The sequence below is a fragment of the Paracidovorax citrulli genome (genome assembly GCF_900100305.1).
GTDB lineage: Bacteria > Pseudomonadota > Gammaproteobacteria > Burkholderiales > Burkholderiaceae_C > Paracidovorax > Paracidovorax citrulli.
The window spans coordinates 32,006-51,764 of the sequence record NZ_FNEY01000036.1; the positions used below are offsets into that span (position 1 = coordinate 32,006).

Sequence of the window (19,759 nt, forward strand, 5' to 3'; positions counted from 1 at the left end):
TTTCGCGCTCGCCTTTTTTCCGCTCCGCTCGCTGCATGTCCGCCGGTCTCAATCTCGCCCAGCTCCAGGCCGTCCACTACACGGAGGGGCCGTGCCTCGTGCTGGCCGGCGCCGGCTCGGGCAAGACGCGCGTGATCACGATGAAGATCGGCCGGCTGATCGAGACCGGCCTGGAGCCGCGCCGCATCGCGGCCATCACCTTCACGAACAAGGCCGCCGCCGAAATGCGCGAGCGCGCGCAGCACCTGATCGGCCGCGCGGCCAAAGATGTTCTGGTCTGCACCTTCCATGCCCTGGGCGTGCGCATGGTGCGGGAAGACGGGCACGTGCTGGGCCTCAAGCCCCAGTTCAGCATCCTCGACGCCGACGACGTGACCGGCATCATCAAGGACGCGGCCGGCGGCACCACCGACATCGCCACCGCGCGCCAGTGGCAATGGACCATCAGCGCCTGGAAGAACGCCGGCCTGGACAGCGCCCAGGCCCTCGCGCAGGCGAAGGACGACAACGAGCGCAGCATCGCCGTCATCATGCAGCGCTACGAGGAGCGCCTGACGGCCTACCAGAGCGTGGACTTCGACGACCTGATCGGCATGCCGCTGCGCCTGCTGCGCGACTTCCCCGAGGTGCGCGCGAAGTGGCAGCAGTCGCTGGGCCACGTGCTGGTCGATGAATACCAGGACACCAACGCCACGCAGTACGAACTGCTCAAGCTGCTGGTGGGAGAGCGCGGCCGTTTCACCGCCGTGGGCGACGACGACCAGTCGATCTACGGCTGGCGCGGCGCCACGCTGGACAACCTCAAGAAGCTGCCGGTGGACTACCCGCAGCTCAAGGTCATCAAGCTGGAGCAGAACTACCGCTCCACCAGCGCCATCCTGCGCGCGGCCAACAACGTCATCCAGCCCAACCCCAAGCTCTTTCCGAAAACGCTGTTCTCCGAGCTGGGCGAGGGCGAGCCGGTGCGCGTGGTGGACGCCGACAACGAGGAGCACGAGGCCGAGCGCGCCGTCGCCCGCATCCAGAGCCTGCGCGCCACGCTGAACCCGCAGCCGGCGTGGAAGAGCTTCGCCATCCTCTACCGCGCCAACCACCAGGCCAAGCCGTTCGAGAAGGCGCTGCGCAAGGCCAACGTGCCCTACAAGGTCTCGGGCGGCACCAGTTTCTTCGACCGCGCGGAAATCAAGGACCTGTGCGCCTGGTTCCGCCTGTGGATCAACAACGACGACGACCCGGCCTTCCTGCGCGCCATCACCACGCCCAAGCGCGGCATCGGCCACACCACGCTGGCCAAGCTCGGCGAGTTCTCGACGCAGCACAAGGTGAGCATGTTCGGCGCGCTCTTCAACCACATGCTCGAGGCCGTGCTGCCGCGCAAGGCGCACGAGAGCGTGATGGAGTTCGGCCGCTACATCAACTACCTGGAATACAAGGCGCGGCACACCCATGGCGCCGAGGACGCGCGCACCTTCATGACCGACTGGCTGAAGGAGATCGGCTACGAGCAGTACCTCTACGACAGCGAGGACAGCGAAACGGTGGCCGGCGCACGCTGGACCAACGTGCTCGAATTCTGCGACTGGATGAGCCAGCGCGCTGGCGGGCAGATCGACGACACCGCCGGCGCCGTGGTCGCGAAGGAAACCAAGAGCCTGCTGGAAGTGGCGCAGACCATCGCGCTGCTGTCCACCATCAGCGAGCGCGAGAAGGACGAAGACCTCGTCACCCTCTCGACCCTGCACGCCTCCAAGGGCCTGGAATGGCCGCACGTGATGCTGGTGGGCGTGACCGAGGGCATGCTGCCCTTCAAGCTCGACGACGACGAAGGCCGCCAGCAGAAGGTGAGCGAAGACACCCTGCAGCGCCTGCAGGAAGAGCGCCGCCTGATGTACGTGGGCATCACCCGCGCGCAGCGCAGCCTGGCCGTGAGCTGGACCAAGCGCCGCAAGAAAGGCCGCGAGATGGTCGCCGCCCAGCCCAGCCGCTTCATCGCCGAGATGGGCCTGGACAAGAACACCGCCCGCGAAGACCCGCGCGAGAAGCTGCGCGCGCTGCGTGCCGAGTTCGCGGCACGCAAGGCCCAGCCTGCCCCGACGGCACCATGAACCCGCCGGACACGCCATCCACCCCGGGCCGGCTCCGCGCCCGGGCTCGCGGCGAGCGGCACGCAGAAACCCATCATCATCCACGCCACCCGGATGGGCCGGTTGGCGGACGGCAGTTGCGGCAAGGAGATCCGCGGAACATGGACCAACGCACACGACAACCCCAGCCTTCCCTTCGCGCCGCGGGCAACCCGGCACGCCTGGGCGCCCTGGCGCTCGCGCTCTGCGCTCCCGCGGGGGCCGCGCTGGCGCAACAGCTGCCAGCGCCTTCCAGGACCGCGGGCGACGCATGGCGCAGTTGCACGGCCATGGGCAGCAGCGAGGCGCGCCTGGCCTGCTTCGACCAGTGGGCCGGGCAGCAGGCATGGCGGCAGGCGCCGGCCGTGGCCACGGGCGACGGCGCGGGCGCCGGCAAACCCGCCGCAGCCCCGGCGGCGGAGAATGCGCCGCCCCCGCCGGTGGACACTACGCTGCCGGCCACGCGCGTCATCGACGTGGCCCAGGTGGATGGCTGCCGCGACGGGCAGTACAGCACGCTCTCGCGCTTCTGGGAACTGGAGTCGGGCAGCGACTGCGGCACCTTCCGCTTCCGCGGCTACCGGCCGATCTCGTTCTCGGTCGTGGCCTCCGACACCGTGAACCGCCAGCCCTCCTCGCCCGCGGTGGACCACACCGCGGCCTCGGCCGTCGATTACCGCACCACCGAAACCCGCATCCAGCTCTCGGTGCGCACCAAGATCGCGCAAGGCCTGCTCACGCAGGGCCACCCGACGCTCAAGGATTCGCTCTGGGTCGGCTACACGCAGCAGTCGTACTGGCAGCTCTTCAGCCCGGACATCTCCCGGCCGTTCCGCGCCACCGACCACGAGCCGGAGGTGATGTACGTCTATCCCACCGACGCCAGGCTGCCCTTCGGCTGGCGCTGGCGCTACAGCGGCGTCGGGCTGGTGCACCAGTCCAACGGGCAGAACCTGCCGCTGTCGCGCAGCTGGAACCGCGTGTACCTGATGACCGGCCTGGAACTGGACAACCGCTGGACCGTGAACGCGCGCGTCTGGAAACGCCTGAAGGAAAGCGCGGGCGACGACGACAACCCGGACATCATCGACTACATGGGCCGGGGCGAGATGCAGCTCGGCTGGAACTACGACCGCGACAACACGCTGTCGCTGACGGCGCGCAGCGCGTTCGGCTCCACGGGCAGGGGCTCCGTGCGGCTGGAATGGCTGCGCGCGGTGGGCAATGACCTGGGCGGCATCCAGAGCAACCTGCGGTTCCACACGTCGCTCTTCAGCGGCTACGGCGACACCATCACCGACTACAACCGCCGGCGCACGGTGTTCAGCGTGGGCCTGAGCCTCGTGGATTTCTGAGGCTCTCACAACCCGTTACCGTTTGCCACGTTTCGGGTTGAAGCGCCCGGGGAGGGCCGACACAATGGCACGCGCGGCGCACGGCATTCCTGGCCTTTCGTGTCCCCTCTCCGCCGCAGCCCGAGCCCCCGCGCCGAAGGCCGTTTCCGGCCCTCTTCCGCGGTGCGGATAAGAACGGTATTCCGGCCCTTTTCCGCGCGATTGCCTGTCCGGGGCCGCTCGACAATGCCCGCTCGGAGGTCGTCACCATGGACATGCAATACCAACTCAAGGCCGGCGCGTACTACCTGTACGACATGCGCGAGGCACCCAGCGCCGTCACCGGCGAGCGCCGCTTCAAGCTCAGGACCGATACCGTGGCCATCGCGTTCGACCAGCACACCGGTCAGGTGCACCAGCACGGCACCCCCTCGCGCATCACTTCCTGGGCCAACAACACCCGCCGCCGCCTGCGCGCCGCGGGTGCGCTGCAGGCCGCCAACGACATCGTCGTCGTCTCGGGCCCGCTGCCCGTGGACGAACTCAACAAGTGCCTCTGGATCTCCGGCTACTGCCGCCGCATGTTCTCGCGCCTGGCGAGCCTGCCGCACGGCAAGCTGCAGCGCGGCGGCAGCGCGCATTCGGATTCGTTCCGCAAGGCGGCATAAAAAGGGGGCATCCCCCTGAGCGGCTCCGCCGCTTCCCCCTTCTCTCGCCGTGCTGCGCCCGGCGGGAAGTGGGACGACGCCAGCGGTCTGGCGAAGCCAGTCCCGCGGCGCCTGCTGGCATGGCCGGCTCCGCGGCCTTCTGACGGGTGAAGCCGCAGGCAGCACGAAGGGTGCTGATGGCAAGGCCCCACCTTGCGGGTCCAGCCGGGTTCAGCGGCTTTCGCTTCCTACGGCCAGCCCGTCACTTTCTGCTTTTCTCCCTCACACCGGGCCGGGCTCGCCACCGTCGCCGGGCAGGTCCGCCGGCTGCGTGACGACGGTCGTGTCGGGATGCTTGACGATGGTCACGGGCACGGGGCTGGCATGCACCAGGGCCTGGGAGACGGAGCCCAGCAGCGCGCTGGCGATGGCGCCCTGGCCGCGGGCGCCGATCACGACCAGGCCGCACTGCGTGCGCTCGGCGATGTCCGCCAGCGTGGGAGCGACGTCGCCCACGCCCACTTCGGATTCGCAGGGCACGCCGGCCGCATCGACCAGGGCGCGCGCCGGGGCCATCAGGTGCAGGCCGGCTTCCAGGCTCGCGGCGGCGATGAGGTCGGGATCGCGGGACACCACCATCTCGTAGAGGGTGGCGGGCTCCTGCACGTGCGCGAGCACGACGGAGGCCGCGAGGCCCTGGCGCGTGAGCGCGAGCGTATGGCGCACGGCATCGAGCGAGAGTTCGGAGCCATCGACGGCGACGAGGATCTTGAGCATGTTCGGGAATGTCCTTTCTTCTGGAGGCCGGCCGGAGGGCCGCGGAGCGCGGCGCCGCTGCGGACCAGTGTAGTGCCGGCGCGCGGGCGGCCGTCTGGGACAATCGCCCGATCATGCTTCAATTCGAACTTCTCGCGACCGATCCCGCCAGCCACGCGCGGCGCGGCACGCTCACGCTCAACCACGGGGTGGTGCAGACCCCCATCTTCATGCCGGTGGGCACCTACGGCACCGTCAAGGGCGTGATGCCGCGCAGCCTGCACGAGATGGGCGCGCAGATCATCCTGAGCAACACCTTCCACCTGTGGATGCGACCGGGCCTGGACGTGATGCAGAGCTTCGGCGGCCTGCACGGCTTCGAGCAGTGGAACAAGCCCATCCTCACCGACTCGGGCGGCTTCCAGGTCTGGTCGCTGGGCGCCATGCGCAAGATCACCGAGGAGGGGGTGCACTTCGCGAGCCCGGTGAACGGCGACAAGCTCTTCATGTCGCCCGAGGTGAGCATGCAGATCCAGACGGTGCTCAACTCCGACATCGTCATGCAGCTCGACGAATGCACGCCCTACGAGACCAAGGGCCACAAGACCACGGAGGCCGAGGCGCGCAAGTCGATGGAGATGAGCCTGCGCTGGGCGCGCCGCAGCCAGGACGAGTTCCACCGCCTGGGCAACCCCAACGCGCTCTTCGGCATCGTGCAGGGCGGCATGTACAAGAACCTGCGCCAGGAATCGCTGGAGCGGCTGGTGGAGATGGATTTCCCGGGCTACGCCGTGGGCGGCGTGAGCGTGGGCGAGCCCAAGGACGAGATGCTGGACATCATGGCCCACACGCCGCACCGGCTGCCGGCCCACAAGCCGCGCTACCTGATGGGCGTGGGCACGCCGGAAGACCTCGTGCAGGGCGTGGCCGACGGCGTGGACATGTTCGACTGCGTGATGCCCACGCGCAATGCGCGCAACGGCACCATCTTCACCCGCTTCGGCGACCTGAAGATCCGCAACGCACGCCACAAGGCCGACCACCAGCCGCTGGACCCGACCTGCACCTGCCACGCCTGCGCGGGCACCGAGGGCGTGGCCTGGGCCGACGGCGGCCGCGGGGGGTTCAGCCGCGCGTACCTGCACCACCTCGACCGCTGCGGCGAGATGCTGGGCCCCATGCTCACCACGGTGCACAACCTGCACTACTACCTGAACCTCATGCGGGAGATCCGCGAGTCGCTCGACGCGGGCCGCTTCGGCGAGTTCCGCGCCCGCTTCGCTGCCGACCGCGCGCAGGGCGTGTAGGGACGCGCGCGGGCCGGGAAGTCGGCCGGGGGGATCGGCCACGGCCTACGCCCTGGGACACCTGGGCGGCCTACCATGCGCCCATGCTGACCGTCCACCACCTCGAAACCTCCCGCTCCCAGCGCGTGCTCTGGCTCCTGGAGGAGCTGGGCGTGCCCTACGACATCCGCCGGTATGCGCGAGACCCGCGCACCCGTCTCGCACCGCCGGAGCTCCAGCGCATCCACCCGCTGGGCAAATCCCCCGTGATCGACGACGGCGGCGAGATCATCGCCGAGTCCGGCGCGATCATCGAGCACATCGCCGAGCGCTACGGCACGCAGGCCACGGGCGAGCTGGCCCATCTCGTGCCCCGGCCGGGCACGCCGGAACACCGGCAGTGCCGCTTCTGGATGCACTATGCCGAAGGCTCGCTCATGAACTGGCTCGTGATGAAGCTCGTCTTCAAGACCCTGCCCATGCAGCCCATGCCGTTCTTCGCGCGGCCGGTGGCCTACTCCATCTGCGGCAAGGCGCAGAAGAAGCTGGTGGATCCGAACCTGCTCACGGCCCTCGCCTTCATGGAGGACCATCTCTCGCACCATGCGTGGTTCGCGGGCGATGCGCTCACCATCGCGGACTTCCAGATGAGCTTCGCGGTGGAGGCCGCGATCGCGCGCGCCAGCGGTGCGGTCGAGTTCACCGCCCTGCATGCGTACCGCGACCGCATCAACGCCCGGCCGGCGTACCAGCGTGCGATCGCGCAGGGCGGTCCGGTGGTGATGGGGGCCTGATCCCGCAGGCGCCGCCCGGCCGGCGCCGCATCCTCCATGCGGGGTCGGCTCAGGTCTGGCGGCGGACACGGCAGAACTGATCCGCCTCGTGCGCAGCCAGCCGGGCCGGATCAACTTCGGCACGGACGGCGTCGGTACCAGCCCTGCACATCGCCGCCGAGATGATCAGGCAGCAGGCAGGGCTCGACATCGTCCATATTCCCTACAAATCGGGCCCGCAGGTGCTGACCGAACTGGCCGGGGGCCAGATCGACCTGGCAGTACTGCCCGTGGCGCTGGCCCGGAGCTTCATCCGCGAGGGCAAGGTGCAGGCCTATGGCGTGACGTCCCGGCGGCGCGTCGCCACGCTGCCCCAGGTGCCCAGCCTGTCCGAAACACCGGAATTCCGTTCGCTGGACATCGAGGCCTGGCAGGGCCTGCTGCTGCCCATGGAGATGACGCCGGCCCGGTTCGCGGACTATCTGGCCAACGAACGGAAGGAACTGGCCACCGTGATCCGCGCCGCGGGGATCCGGGTGGATTGAAGCGCGGCGGATCTCGTCCGCTGTCTTGGTCTAGATGAATGGCTTTGGCGCGGCGTTGTTCATAGCGACGTACGCCCTCTTGTGGGTGCTGGCGTTATCAAGCACAAGGTGCAGGTCCAACTGAGCGTGAGCCGTTCGCTCCACCGTCTGCAGGAAGTGGCGGAACTCCACGCTGCGATGGCGCCTGTGCACTTCTGCGATGCCCGTACCAGCCTCTGACGTCGAGCGCCGCGAAGAGATCGGTGATGCCGTGGCGGATGTAGTCGTGCGTGTGGCGCTCAGGCTGGCCTGGCGCATGGGTATAGCCGGTGCGGTGTCGCTGTGCGCGGCGATGGGAGGCTTCTCGTCCACGCACCCGTTCGGGCGGATGCAGATAGAGCCCTACGATGTCGCGCACCTTGTCCACGAAGTGAGGGTCGGTGGAGAACTTGAAGCCACGGAAAATAAGCGTTTAGCAAGCTAACATCGATATGCTGAAATTGTTAAAGAGAGGAATATATGCTGCGCTTGAGCAATATTTTTTGGATCATTGGTACGTTGTCAATAAGTTCAAATGCTATTGCTGCGGGCATTGATGGCGTTGTGCCCGGCGCTATTTACAAATCTAAAGCTGAGGCCTTGATCGCCTCGGACCTTGATCTCTATGCAACGCCTGAAAATCAAAAGATTATAGAATCAACTTCCAAGAAACTGGAAAAACTGAAAGCCAATCTAGGAAATAGCTTTGGAGGGAGCTGGATAGAATATGATGGAAATAAACGTGCACGACTTGTAGTTGGCGTTACTTCCAGCCAAATAGGGGCAAAAGCGATCGAGAATTTGTCCTCGGACCCCGACATAGAAATTGTCGGGGTGAAAAATAGCTACGCAGCGTTAGAAGCGATGCGGAAGAAGATTTTTTCCCACTTCGAAAACCTAGCGAGAGGCTCTCAATCTGTCATTTTCAGCATAGCGTTGGACGACGAAGGGAACAGATTGCTAGTTAGGGGTAGTTCGAATAATCTTCCATTTATTAAGAAAGAATTGCTGTCGGCGGGTTTTGATCTGGACGCAATCAAACTGGAAGAACAGAATGGCCCCATGAGTTTTATGGGAGTCGTACTCGGTGGAACAAGGATCGGTTCTTCATCAAGCGCAGATCCTACGGCCCCATGTACCGCTGTACTACAGGCTTTAATGTAATCATTGACAATATCTATCCTGGATCAGTGGCTAGCGTTCAGCCGCTAGCCATCATGAAACCTAACACCGCAGTTTGCCACTCAGGAGGAACAAGTGGATGGAGGTGCGGCGTCCAGAAATCAACGAACTCACAGCAGTCAATTAATGGGAGAACTTTCACACTCTCAGAAGCTAATTTTTGCGGCGCTCCAGGGGATTCCGGCGGCCCAGTAGTAAATGCGGAAAATAATGCACTAGGTATTTATACAGCGGCTCTTGGAAAAGACCTGACTGGCACCTGTGGTGCAATTTTCGGAGGAGGAGCGAGGCCTAATTCGGTTTATCAACCTCTCGGCCCTTACCTCGCGAGATATAGCAACGTTAAGCTAAGAATCGACTAAGAGACGGGATCAGTTTATTCTCGACTAAAGCGTGTCATGAACTTCCCGCCGCAGCGAGCACCCGTGCGGCGGCGGGCAACATGAGCACCGCAAACAAGGTCCCGAGGGAGCCTGCGAAACCTAATGGTGTGAGTCAGAAGTACGCAAGCAGAATTCTGCGACAGATTGCAGGATCTCGTCCGCTGTCTTGGTCCAGATGAATGGCTTTGGCGCGGCGTTGTTCATTGCGACGTACGCCCGGATCGCATTCTCCAGCGCACGTGTGGAGCGAAAGCGCCCGCGCTTGATCTGCCGGGCAGTGAGGATCGAGAACCAGCACTCGACCTCGTAGTGATCACCGCCACGACCTGCTCATCCGAGATGGTGCGAGGCGCCCCGCAACGGAAAGCATCTTGAAGCCCTGCCAGACCCATCTCTGCGAAGCGCCTGCGCCACTTGGCCACCGTCAGCGGGCTGACTCCCAGGGCAGCGGCCACCGCCCTGTTCGTCGTCGAGGGCTCGGCGCAGGCTAGCACGATGCGCGCTCGCAGCGCCAGCGCCTAGGAGGTCTTGCGCCGACGCGTCCAGCTTTGCAACGCTGTGCGATCCACATCGTTCAACTCGATAGCCATTGCGTGAGGCCGGGCCATGGTGTGCTCCTGGGCTGCGTCGAGCGGACTGCATGGCACAGCACTTGGGTGGTGCCAACTTTTGACTCACACCACTAGATGATCGGTACGCCGCCCGTCACCGCCACCGTCGCACCCGAGATGAAGCTCGCCTGGTCGGACGCCAGCATCACATAGGCCGGTGCCACCTCGGCAGGCTGGCCGGGGCGCTGCAGCGGTACCTGCTTGCCGAACTCGCGCGCGCGCTCGATCGGCATCGTGGACGGAATCAGCGGCGTCCAGATCGGGCCGGGCGCCACGCAGTTCACGCGGATGCCCTTGTCGGCCAGCAGTTGGGCCAGCCCGCCCGTGAAGTTCTGCAGCGCGCCCTTGGTGGAGGCATAGGCCAGCAGCGTCTTGTTGGGCTTGTCCGCGTTCACCGAGACGGTGTTGATGATGGCGCTGCCCGGCGGCATGTGCCTGGCCGCCGCCTTGCTCAGGTAGAACGTGGCATAGACGTTGGTGCGGAAGGTGCGGTCGAACTCCTCGGCCGAGATCTCGTCGATGCTCTCGTGCGACATCTGGTAGGCGGCGTTGTTGACGAGGATGTCGATGCCGCCGAACTCCTTCACCGCGCGCTCGATGATGGCGTTGCAGTGGGCCTCTTCGCGGATGTCGCCCGGCACGCCCACGGCGCGGCGGCCCTCGGCGGTGACGATGTCGAGGGTCTTGCGCGCATCGGCCTCTTCCTCGGGCAGATAGGCGATGAGCACGTCCGCGCCCTCGCGCGCGAAGGCCAGCGCCACTGCGCGGCCGATGCCGCTGTCGCCGCCCGTGATGACGGCGCGGCGCCCCTGGAGCTTGCCCGAGCCCTTGTACGACGTGGCGCCGTAGTCGGGCTGCGGGTGCATGTCGGTTTCGGAGCCGGGCGGTGTGAGGGGTTTCTGGTCTTCGAAAGGCGGACGGGGGCCGGCGGTGCGGGGATCGAGGGGCATGGCTTCTCCTGCAAGCGAGGTCGTAAACGGCCTCCCAGTGTGGAAAACCCGCGCCCGTCGAGCCCGTAGGAAAAGGTTCTGCCTGCCTGTCGGACCCTGCTCGCCCCCCCCCCGCGGCTATGCCGGGCCGGAGACCTGCCCCTGCGTGGGTGCCGCGCCCCGTTCCGGCAACGGCCCCGCCGGCGGCGCCTTGCCTGCCGGTGTTCCGCACGCGTGGCAGAACCGCGCGAAGGCACTCTTGCGGGTGCGGCAGTGGCCACAGCGGTCGAACAGGCCGATGCCGCAATGCGGACAGAAATCGATGGATTCGTTCTTCAGATCGACCGGGCGCTCGCAGCCGGGGCACACGCCCTTGGCCAGGCGCGTCAGGGCGACGTCGTAGCTCAGTTCCTCGCGCCGTTGCGCGTCGGGCAGCGCCTCCGCCTGCCGCTGGCGCTCGAGGTAGCGGTTCAGCGCCAGGATGGCGTAGCGCCCCACCAGCACGGTCACCACGATGCCCACGGCATAGCGGACGTAGCCGCCGTAGCTGGGCAGGTAGGGCACGAGTTCGACGAAGAACGCGAACAGCGCGAAAAAGATGAAGCCCCAGACGAACGGCCACCACGTGCTCTGCCGCTTCTTCGCGAACAGCCAGCCCGCGACCAGCAGCAGCGGCAGCGTGAGCGCGAGCCGGTAGAGGAACACCCGCAGCTCCACCTTGCGATGGGCCACACGCATCTGCTCATAGCCGGCCGCCTCCATCTGTTCCAGGCGCTGGCGCGCAGCCGCCGCGGCCTGGCGTGCATCGAGCGCGGCCTGCTGCTGGGCCTCCACCGCCCGCTGCGTCTGCTGCTCGCGGACCTTCAAGGCATCCAGCGCCTGCGTGCGCGCCACCACCTCGGGGTTGTGCTCAGACTGCTGCGTGGCGCTGCGCGTGGCGATCCAGTTGTTGAAGCTCTCGTGCGCCGCCTGGCTCTCGCTGCGCGCCTTGCTGCGCTGCAGCTGGGCCTGCTCCAGCGCGGCCCGTGCCTGCCGCTCGGCCCCGTCGGACGCGCGCACCTCGTTGCGCAGCGCCTCCGCGGCGGGCCGGTCCAGGAAATCATCGAGCTGCAGCGGCGCTTCCACGCGCGGCAGGTCGCCCACCAGCGTGCCGCCCAGCCCGATGAGGAAGCTGGCGAACACCAGCGACACCAGCCACAGGCCGCGGCGGAACCACTTTTCGGACAGGCGCAGGGATTTACCCATGTCGGACTCCTTGTGTTGATCCATTCTTTCGAGCAGGCACCGATCATGCGGTGCTCAGGGAGAGCGGTCCAGCGAGAGCGTGGACACCTCCGATCCCAGCCCGGCGCGGGGCATCCAGGCCAGCACGGAATCGACGGTGACGGTCGCGATGCGGTCCGCGAATCGGTCGCGGGGCGGATGGTCGTCGAACGCCACGTTGGCTGCGGCGACGCGCCCGCCCAGCCGGGTGAGCGGCCCGATGCGCAGCACGGCGGGCTCGTACCCCCGGGCGCGCAGCCAGGCCTGCGCCTGGGCGCGCGTGCGGACGGCCTCGGGCTCCATGGCCAGCGCCAGCGTCTCCAGCGCCCACTGGTTCGATTGCTGGTAGCGCGTGCCCCAGGCGTAACTCACCATGCTGTAGGCCGGCCGGTGCATCGCGAGCGTGCGGGGGCGCCCGGCCAGCACCGCGGCCAGCCGCGCCTGCACGTCGGGCGCGGGCACCAGCCACACGGCCTCGTGCCGCCACAGGTCGTCCAGGAAGAATTCGCCCAGGCCCTGGCGGTAGAGGGAACCCGCGGCGGTACCGCAATCGTTGAGCTTGTGCGCCACGCGCCATGGGCCCCCGGGCGTGCGATAGGCCCAGCCCATGTGCGAGTAATGCACGCCGTATTTCGACAGGTCCTGCCCGGCGCGGGCCAGCAGCACGACGCGCGCGCCGGAGCGCTGGTGCTCCGCATCGAGCGCCCGCGCGGTGCGCTCGGCCAGTTGCATGCCGCGTTCGAGGGCCTGCGGCGTCGGCTTGCGCGCCTCGCAGGAGCGGCCGGCGTGCGCGGTGGCCCCCATCGCCAGCGCAGCGGCCAGCAGCAGCCGGGCGGCGCCCACGGCGGCAGGGCGCAGCGAGGTGCGGGAATGGGTCATGGCCGGCACGCTCACAACCGCTCGTTGTGCAGCAGCGCCCGGCCCAGCGCATTGGGCACGAACGCCAGGACCTCGCCCGCCGCCGACAGCACCACGCCCGTGCCGATGACGCTGCAGGTGACGACGGTGCCCACGCCCGCCACGATGCCCGAAGCGGCGCGGCCCGCCACCTCCACGCTCACGCGGGCACCGTCGGAAGCGCGCTCCAGCACATAGACCGTGCCGGCGGCAGATGCCTCCACGGCGCGCACCGTGAGCACCGCACCGGCCACGGAGAGCGCCACGGGCACGGTGGCCACCGCGCCGACTGCCGCGGATCCGACAGACGCGGTTCCCACGACGGACGCCACGGGCAGCATCGACAGCGCTGCGGAAGCCTCGCTCTGCGCCCGCGCTGGCGGCGCCAATGCGATGGCGGCGCTGGCGAGGGCCAGCCCCGCCAGCCAGCGCCCGGCCCTCCACCATGTGGGGAAGTTGTGAACTGACGTAGCAAGGGCCGGTATGAAAAACGTGACATGGCAGTGGTCTCCCGGGTTCAGTTCATGGCGCGGTCAGGGCGCACTTCGGTAGCGGGAGCTTCCTGCAGGGGAGAAGCCGCGGCCGGCGCCTGCATCGCTTCGCGGCGGCCCAGCAGTCGCGCCTCGGCCAGGTCGGCCTCGTGGCGGTCGCGCAGCATCTTGGCCAGCGTGAACGCCGTCGTCAGCAGGTAGAGCCAGCTCACGCCCAGGAAGGCCTTGTAGGTGGGAGAGATGTCCATGCCCCACAGGCCCCATCCGGTCAGTCCCACCGCCACGGCGAAGCCGCCCCAGACCACCAGCTTGAAGAGCGGCGTATCGCCCGCTCCGCGCGGCGTGGCGGCCTGGTTGTCGCGCACGAACTTGGCGAGCATGAACACCGCGGAGAGGCAGAAGACATAGCCCATCACCATGAAGATCTGCTCCAGCCGCTCGCCCGGCAGCCAGGCCAGGCCCACGGCGCAGCAGAACGCGGCGATGCCGAACGACACCCAGACCTGCAGCTGCCAGGCGGCCGTGTCGCGCTGGACCAGCGAAGTGGAAGACGAGGGAGAAGAAGCGGAAGGACGCGGCATGGAAGCGGGGGCTTGCGGCCCGTGGTGGAACATGGGCGGCATCATGGCCACCGCGCCGGCAGGCGGGCTTCACGAAGCGGTGCAGTGGCGGTGCCTCGGACGGCTGGTATCGCCAGGCGATACCGGGTAATGGCCACGCCCACCCTGCGCTACAAACAGAGCCCAGGTGTGCTGGCTCGGCGCGGTCTTTGTCATGTTCGCATAGCAGTCAACGGGAGATACGTACACGAGTGTGCTGAACCCCATCGCGGCCAATGCCGGACAGCTGCCCGCACTCACGGCCACCGCGGGATGGGTGGGACCGAGGTTCCTGGATTCCACAGGAATGCCGGTCATCGGCGATGCCTTCACAAAGCTCGTCAATCCGTTGGTCGCACCTGGCATGGCCTGCGGGTGACCAGCCGGTGCAACGGATGCGTGGGCCGCGCCATGGTCAAGCCCGATCCCATCGGTTAGGCTGCAGCCTTCCCATAGGACAAGACCCAAGGAGGAGTCCATGCCCGCATCGAACTTCGCCCGCACCGCGGGCGTTTTATTGCTCTGCGGCTGCGGGTTCGCCGCGCCCACCCTGGCCGGCGTGGTGGCCGGCACCGGCAGCGCACCGTCGCGCACCCAGCTGGGCGCGACGGATGCGGTCGCCCTGCAGCCCGCCACCAACCAGTTCGGGCACGTGCTGCTGGTACCCTACTTCACCGTGCAGCAGGGCCAGATGACCGTGCTGCACCTGACGAACACGGATCTCTCCAACGGCAAGGCCGTCAAGCTGCGCGTGCGCGGCGCCGCCAACGGCGACAGCCTGCTCACCATGACGCTGCTGCTCTCTCCCGGCGACATGTGGACCGGGGCCATCACGGCCGGGGCCGACGGCCGCGCGCAGGTCACCACCTCGGACGGCTCCTGCACGTCGCCGCAGCTCGCGGCCGGGGTTGCCCAGCCGTTCGCCACCGACCGGCTCGACCCTGCCCTGGGCGCATCCGACCGCGCCAGCCACACGCGCGAAGGCTCCATCGAAGCCATCGTCGCCGCCGACATCCCCTCGGCGGCGGTGTACGGCGCGAGCGGCCAGGAGCGCTCGGCGCTCTTCACGGCGATCCGCCAGGTGTCGGAAGTGGCGCCATGCACGGGCCCGGCCATCGATGCCGCCCTGCAGCAGGACGCCGGCGACGAGGCCTCCGCCGCCGCCCGCGGCTTCGCCACGCCTTCGGGCGGCGTGGGGGGTACCTGGTACATCATCGACGTGCCCGGCGCGACCACGTTCTCTTCCCCGATGACCACGCTGCAGGCCGTGAACGCGGCCGGACAGCCCGGTCGCGGCAACTACGTGCTCTTCCCGCCCACCGACCAGGCGATCGCCCAGCCCGAGCGCTTCACGGCAGACCCGCTGCTGGTGTCGGCCGGCTTTGCGTCGCGGCAGAAGGATATCGACGGCACGACCACCGTGCCGACCCTGAGCGCGGTGATCCAGGCACGCGCCTACGACCTGCCCGACCTGTCCACGCCCTACCACCTGCCCGCCTCGGAGGCCAATGCCAGCCGGACGGCCGCCGAGGTCTCGGAGCTGCTCAACGCGCGCGAAGTGCGCAACCAGTACGCGCTCGAACCGTCCATCACCGCGCAGACCGACTGGGTGTTCGCCATGCCCACCAAGCGCTACAGCGTGGCCCTGGACTACGCGGCCGGCGCGCGCACGTTCTCGGTGGTGCCGCCGGCCGGCACGGGCGACCAGTTCTTCCACTCCGACAACACCACGGTGTCCGGCAACCAGGTGTGCAGCGCCAACGGCAACTGGTCGTTCCTGGTGTTCTCGCGCGAGGCCTCGGTGTCCACGAACGGTGCCGCGATCCCCTCCGCGCTGCCCCTGGTGCCGCGCCTGTGCGGCGCGGTGTCGGTGGCGGCGTTCAACGGCGTCTCGCCGCTGTCCAGCAGCGTCGCGCGCGCCCCGCTGCGCAACGGCTTCCAGTCCGGCTGGGCCGCGCTGCAGATCCCCGATCCCGCCGGCCTGCCGGTGACCGGCGCCGCGTTCATCAAGCTCACCAATCCCGGCGTCGCGGCGGGCCTGGCGGGCCGCTACGGCCTGATCTACCCGCACATGGTCCGCCAGCCCTGGCGCGGCGGCGGCCCGCCGCTGCCGTCAGATGGCCAGCGGCAGTTCCGTGGTGGACACCACGTTGCGCAGCGCCATGAACGAACGCACCTGCCGCACGCCCGGCAGGTAGAGCAGCTGCTCCGCGTGCAGGCGGTTGAAGCTGTCGCTGTCGCGCGTGCGCACCAGCATGAAGTAGTCGAACTCGCCCGTCACGAGGTGGCACTCCATGCAGCCCGAGATCTGCGCGGCGGCCTTCTCGAACGCCGCGAAGGACTCGGGCGTGGAGCGGTCCAGCACCACGCCGATCATCACCAGCATGCCCGCGCCCACCGCGCGCGGATGCAGCAGCGCGACCGTGCGGTCGATCAGGCCCAGGCGTTTCAGGCGCTCCACGCGGCGCAGGCAGGCGGGCGGGCTGAGATGCACCTTGGCGGCCAGCGCCACGTTCGACACGGACGCGTCGCGCTGCAGCGCCCGCAGGATGGCGCGGTCCGTGCGGTCGATGTCCGCTGGCGGCGGGGCCGGGGGAGCGGCAGGCAGCCCGGCGGCGGCACTCGGCCTTCGTAATTTTGTTGCGCACATGATCATTTCCACAAAATGAAAAACCGCAATCCGAAGCCATCCATGCATTCCACGGATGCTTCGGCACTCGTATTTGCAACCCTGTTTCCCGCGCATTTTCCTACGATGCAGTCAACGGTGCACGGCCTCGCAGGCCACGCGCCGGACCTGGGCCCCGGCCCTCTCCCGCCTTTTTTCCGCCCTCCCCGGCACCGCATCCATGAACCTGCAGAAATTCCCCCGCCACGCCCTCACCTTTGGCCCCACGCCCATCCATCCCCTCAAGCGCCTGTCCGCGCACCTGGGCGGCAAGGTGGAGCTGTATGCCAAGCGCGAGGACTGCAATTCCGGCCTCGCCTTCGGCGGCAACAAGACCCGCAAGCTGGAATACCTGATCCCCGAGGCGATCGAGGGCGGCTACGACACGCTGGTGTCCATCGGCGGCATCCAGTCCAACCAGACGCGGCAGGTGGCCGCGGTGGCCGCGCACCTGGGCATGAAGTGCGTGCTGGTGCAGGAGAACTGGGTGAACTACTCCGATGCGGTGTACGACCGCGTGGGCAACATCGAGATGTCGCGCATCATGGGCGCCGACGTGCGCCTGGACGCCGCGGGCTTCGACATCGGCATCCGCCCGAGCTGGGAGCAGGCCATGGAAGACGTGCGCCGCGCCGGCGGCAAGCCCTTCCCCATCCCCGCGGGCTGCTCCGAGCATCCGCGCGGCGGCCTGGGCTTCGTGGCCTTCGCCGAGGAGGTGCGCCAGCAGGAGAAGGAACTGGGCTTCCAGTTCGACTACATCGTCGTGTGCTCGGTCACCGGCAGCACGCAGGCCGGCATGGTGGTGGGCTTCGCGGCCGACGGCCGGGCTGACCGCGTGATCGGCATCGACGCCTCCGCCAAGCCGGAGCAGACGCGCGAGCAGATCCTGCGCATCGCGCGCAACACGGCGGAACTCGTGGAGCTGGGCCGCGAGATCACCGATGCGGATGTCGTGCTCGACACGCGCTACGGCGGCCCCGAATACGGACTGCCCAACGAGGGCACGCTGGAAGCCATCCGCCTGTGCGCGCGGCAGGAAGGCATGCTCACCGATCCGGTGTACGAGGGCAAATCCATGCACGGGATGATCGACATGGTGCGCAACGGCGAATTCCCGGCAGGCTCTCGCGTGCTCTACGCCCACCTGGGCGGCGTGCCGGCGCTCAACGCCTACAGCTTCCTGTTCCGCAACGGCTGAACGCCTGCCGCAGCCCGCGCCGTCCCACCGTTCCCCCACCGGAAGGAGCCCCGAAATGACGAAGTACCTGCCGGCGCTGCGGCGCACCGGAGCCGCACTCCTCATGGCCATCGCGGTATCGGGCCCATGGTCCGCGGCGCACGCCGAGGGCTACCCGGCCAGGCCCGTGCAGCTCGTCGTCCCCTTCCCTCCCGGCGGGGCCGTGGACATCGTCGGCCGGCTGATCGGCAAGCCGCTGGGCGACGGCCTGGGCCAGCCGGTGGTGGTCGAGAACAAGGCCGGCGCCGGCACCATCGTGGGGGCGGCCTTCGTGGCCAATGCGCCGGCCGACGGCTACACGCTGCTGATCAGTTCGGGATCGACATTCACCGGCAATCCTGCGCTCAACGCCAAACTGCCGTACGACCCCGTGCGGAGCTACGAACCCATCGGCATGGTGGCGCGGGTGCCGCTGGTGCTGCTGGCCCACCGCGACGTACCGGCCCGCAACTTGGCGGAGGTGATCGCCGCGGTGCAGCGCGCACCAGACAAGTTTTCCTACGGATCGTTCGGCAACGGCACCACGGGCCACTTCGCGGGCGAGCTGCTGTGGGCGGCCACCGGCATCCGGCCGGTGCACGTGCCCTACCGCGGCAGCGCGCCGGCCATGGCGGACCTGATGGGCGGGCAGATTCCCTTCACCATCGACACGGTAGCCGCCGCACTGCCGCAGTTGAAGGCGGGCAAGATCAAGGCCATCGCCGTCATGGGCGCCACGCGCGCGACGCAACTGCCCGATGTGCCCACCGTGGCGGAAAGCGGTTTTCCGGGGTTCGCCGCGGATTCCTAGCTCGCCGTCGTGGCGCCGCGCGGCCTGCCGGCCGATGCCAGGGCCAGGCTGCAAAAGGCGTTGGGCGAGGCGATGGCGACGCCCGAGGTCCGCGGCAAGCTGGTCGCCAGCGGGCTGGAGCCGGCCTATGAACCCGCCGACGCGGTGCTGTCGCGCATCGAGGACGAGCTTCCGCGCATGCGCGCCATCGCGCAGCGCGCGAACATCCGCCCTGAATGAACCCTGGCCGGAGGACGGGCACTACACCTTCGCGGCAACGCTGTAAGCAAAATTCGCCTATCTCGCATTTTTCGTCTGGAAATAGCACCATTTTCAGCAATTTACTCACAATTGCATAACAATCCGTTACTACCGGCGCCGGATGCCCGGCTCCGCTGCCAACGACCCGCCAGGAAGTAACACCATGACCCTCTTTCGCAACATGAAGCTCGGCACCATGCTCGGTGCCGGCTTCTCCATCCTGATCCTCCTGGGCTTGGCCCTCGCGTCCTTCGGCAGATTGCAGCTGGGCGACGTGTCCGAAGACGTGGAACGGCTGACGTCCGACCGCGTCGGCAAGATGCTCCAGCTCCAGGAGCTCAAGAACAACGTCAACATCGTCGCCCGCAGCGTGCGCAATCTGGCCCTGCTGGAAGATGCGCAGCAGATGGCGGTAGAAAAGCAGCGGATCGACAAGGCCACGGCACGCAACTCGGAGATCATCGACCAACTGGGCCGCTCCATCCAGTCCCAGGAGGGCCGCGAACTGCTGCAGAAGCTCCTGCAGGCACGCCCCCCCTACACCGCGGCGGTCAACAAGGCCGCCGAACTGGGGCTGAAGAATGAGGCGACGGCTGCGCGGGATACGCTCCTGAACGAAGTCCGCCCCCTGCAGCGCACCTATTTCCAGGCCATGGAGGACCTGAGCGCCTACCAGCAGCAGCTCATGACCGACAGCGGTACGGAAACCCGGGACCAGGCCGCCAGCGCCGGCCGGCTGATGCTGATCCTCGCCGCCATCTCGACTGCTCTCGGCGCACTGCTCGCCTGGTCGATCACGCGCCGCGTGAAGGGCCAGCTCGGCGGCGAACCCGCCTACGCCGCTCAGATCGCCCAGGAGGTCGCGCGCGGCAACCTCGCCGTCCACGTCGATCTGCGCCCCGGCGACTCCTCCTCCGTCCTCGCCGCCATGGGCGCCATGCGCGCCAACCTCGCCCAGGTCGTCTCCGAAGTCCGCCACAGCAGCGA

At 67.8% G+C, this 19,759-nt stretch carries 18 protein-coding genes and 2 pseudogenes; 11 read left to right on the forward strand and 9 right to left on the reverse strand.

Translation table 11 applies throughout. From position 1 onward, the window contains the following. The first annotated feature begins 35 nt into the window (after positions 1-35). The 3 genes from BLR99_RS19270 to BLR99_RS19280 all read left to right on the forward strand — a co-directional run bounded on the left by BLR99_RS19270 (position 36) and on the right by BLR99_RS19280 (position 4,125). Positions 36-2,105 (forward strand): ATP-dependent helicase, encoded by a 2,070-nt coding sequence (locus BLR99_RS19270; RefSeq protein ID WP_011797484.1) that lies wholly within the window; start codon positions 36-38, stop codon positions 2,103-2,105. Between the two features lie 140 nt (positions 2,106-2,245). Continuing rightward, positions 2,246-3,478: a phospholipase A gene (locus BLR99_RS19275; protein ID WP_011797485.1), complete on the forward strand. Its 1,233-nt coding sequence runs from the start codon at positions 2,246-2,248 to the stop codon at positions 3,476-3,478. A gap of 248 nt (positions 3,479-3,726) precedes the next feature. Continuing rightward, positions 3,727-4,125 (forward strand): hypothetical protein, encoded by a 399-nt coding sequence (locus BLR99_RS19280; protein WP_011797486.1) that lies wholly within the window; start codon positions 3,727-3,729, stop codon positions 4,123-4,125. A gap of 261 nt (positions 4,126-4,386) precedes the next feature. Here the strand turns inward: BLR99_RS19280 and BLR99_RS19285 are convergent, their stop codons facing one another. Next, positions 4,387-4,881 (reverse strand): universal stress protein, encoded by a 495-nt coding sequence (locus tag BLR99_RS19285; RefSeq protein ID WP_011797487.1) that lies wholly within the window; start codon positions 4,879-4,881, stop codon positions 4,387-4,389. 113 nt (positions 4,882-4,994) lie between these two features. Between BLR99_RS19285 and tgt the strand changes: the two genes are divergently transcribed. The 3 genes from tgt to BLR99_RS19300 all read left to right on the forward strand — a co-directional run bounded on the left by tgt (position 4,995) and on the right by BLR99_RS19300 (position 7,464). Then, positions 4,995-6,167, forward strand: a complete 1,173-nt coding sequence (gene tgt, locus BLR99_RS19290; protein WP_011797488.1) for a tRNA guanosine(34) transglycosylase Tgt — start codon at positions 4,995-4,997, stop codon at positions 6,165-6,167. 83 nt (positions 6,168-6,250) lie between these two features. Continuing rightward, positions 6,251-6,940, forward strand: coding sequence for a glutathione S-transferase family protein (locus tag BLR99_RS19295; protein ID WP_011797489.1), 690 nt, complete (start codon positions 6,251-6,253; stop codon positions 6,938-6,940). A gap of 161 nt (positions 6,941-7,101) precedes the next feature. Next, the gene (locus BLR99_RS19300) at positions 7,102-7,464 is read left to right on the forward strand and encodes a Bug family tripartite tricarboxylate transporter substrate binding protein (RefSeq protein WP_017438947.1); all 363 of its coding nucleotides are present in this window, start codon (positions 7,102-7,104) and stop codon (positions 7,462-7,464) included. A 78-nt stretch (positions 7,465-7,542) separates the two neighbouring features. On the opposite strand, the pseudogene BLR99_RS23555 reads toward BLR99_RS19300, so the two are convergent. Then, positions 7,543-7,897 (reverse strand): annotated as a pseudogene (locus BLR99_RS23555) (transposase); the annotation flags it as partial. Positions 7,898-7,962: 65 nt separating this feature from the next. Here BLR99_RS23555 and BLR99_RS22805 point away from each other — a divergent pair. Beyond that, positions 7,963-8,646 carry a hypothetical protein gene (locus tag BLR99_RS22805; RefSeq protein WP_138919920.1) on the forward strand — a complete coding sequence of 228 codons (684 nt, stop codon included), beginning with the start codon at positions 7,963-7,965 and terminating at the stop codon, positions 8,644-8,646. A gap of 53 nt (positions 8,647-8,699) precedes the next feature. Further along, complete coding sequence (locus BLR99_RS23800) at positions 8,700-9,026, forward strand: chymotrypsin family serine protease (RefSeq protein ID WP_353611313.1); 327 nt, start codon at positions 8,700-8,702, stop codon at positions 9,024-9,026. A gap of 221 nt (positions 9,027-9,247) precedes the next feature. Here BLR99_RS23800 and BLR99_RS23910 read toward each other — a convergent pair whose 3' ends face one another. The 7 genes from BLR99_RS23910 to BLR99_RS19345 form a co-directional block, all read right to left on the reverse strand. Then, positions 9,248-9,562 (reverse strand): helix-turn-helix domain-containing protein, encoded by a 315-nt coding sequence (locus BLR99_RS23910; RefSeq protein ID WP_377793144.1) that lies wholly within the window; start codon positions 9,560-9,562, stop codon positions 9,248-9,250. Positions 9,563-9,729: 167 nt separating this feature from the next. After that, a complete protein-coding gene (locus BLR99_RS19315; RefSeq protein WP_017439475.1) occupies positions 9,730-10,608 on the reverse strand; it encodes an SDR family oxidoreductase in 879 nt (292 codons plus the stop codon). A gap of 117 nt (positions 10,609-10,725) precedes the next feature. Next, positions 10,726-11,832, reverse strand: coding sequence for a zinc ribbon domain-containing protein (locus tag BLR99_RS19320; protein WP_041828289.1), 1,107 nt, complete (start codon positions 11,830-11,832; stop codon positions 10,726-10,728). Positions 11,833-11,886: 54 nt separating this feature from the next. Next, positions 11,887-12,729: a DUF2145 domain-containing protein gene (locus BLR99_RS19325; RefSeq protein WP_046059485.1), complete on the reverse strand. Its 843-nt coding sequence runs from the start codon at positions 12,727-12,729 to the stop codon at positions 11,887-11,889. Positions 12,730-12,740: 11 nt separating this feature from the next. Continuing rightward, positions 12,741-13,172, reverse strand: coding sequence for a hypothetical protein (locus tag BLR99_RS19330; RefSeq protein ID WP_046059477.1), 432 nt, complete (start codon positions 13,170-13,172; stop codon positions 12,741-12,743). 92 nt (positions 13,173-13,264) lie between these two features. Beyond that, on the reverse strand, positions 13,265-13,819 hold the full coding sequence (locus BLR99_RS19335; RefSeq protein ID WP_046059484.1) for a YiaA/YiaB family inner membrane protein: 555 nt from the start codon (positions 13,817-13,819) through the stop codon (positions 13,265-13,267). Between the two features lie 2,131 nt (positions 13,820-15,950). Beyond that, entirely contained in the window at positions 15,951-16,487 is a 537-nt protein-coding gene (locus BLR99_RS19345) for an Lrp/AsnC family transcriptional regulator (protein ID WP_017438529.1), read from the reverse strand. A 199-nt stretch (positions 16,488-16,686) separates the two neighbouring features. Between BLR99_RS19345 and BLR99_RS19350 the strand changes: the two genes are divergently transcribed. From BLR99_RS19350 to BLR99_RS19360, 3 genes and pseudogenes are all read left to right on the forward strand, one after another. Then, positions 16,687-17,703, forward strand: a complete 1,017-nt coding sequence (locus BLR99_RS19350; RefSeq protein WP_017438527.1) for a 1-aminocyclopropane-1-carboxylate deaminase — start codon at positions 16,687-16,689, stop codon at positions 17,701-17,703. 55 nt (positions 17,704-17,758) lie between these two features. Beyond that, positions 17,759-18,751, forward strand: a pseudogene (locus BLR99_RS19355) (Bug family tripartite tricarboxylate transporter substrate binding protein). Between the two features lie 184 nt (positions 18,752-18,935). Next, positions 18,936-19,759, forward strand: an 824-nt coding sequence (locus tag BLR99_RS19360) for an MCP four helix bundle domain-containing protein (RefSeq protein ID WP_170838067.1), incomplete at its 3' end; no start/stop codon positions are given.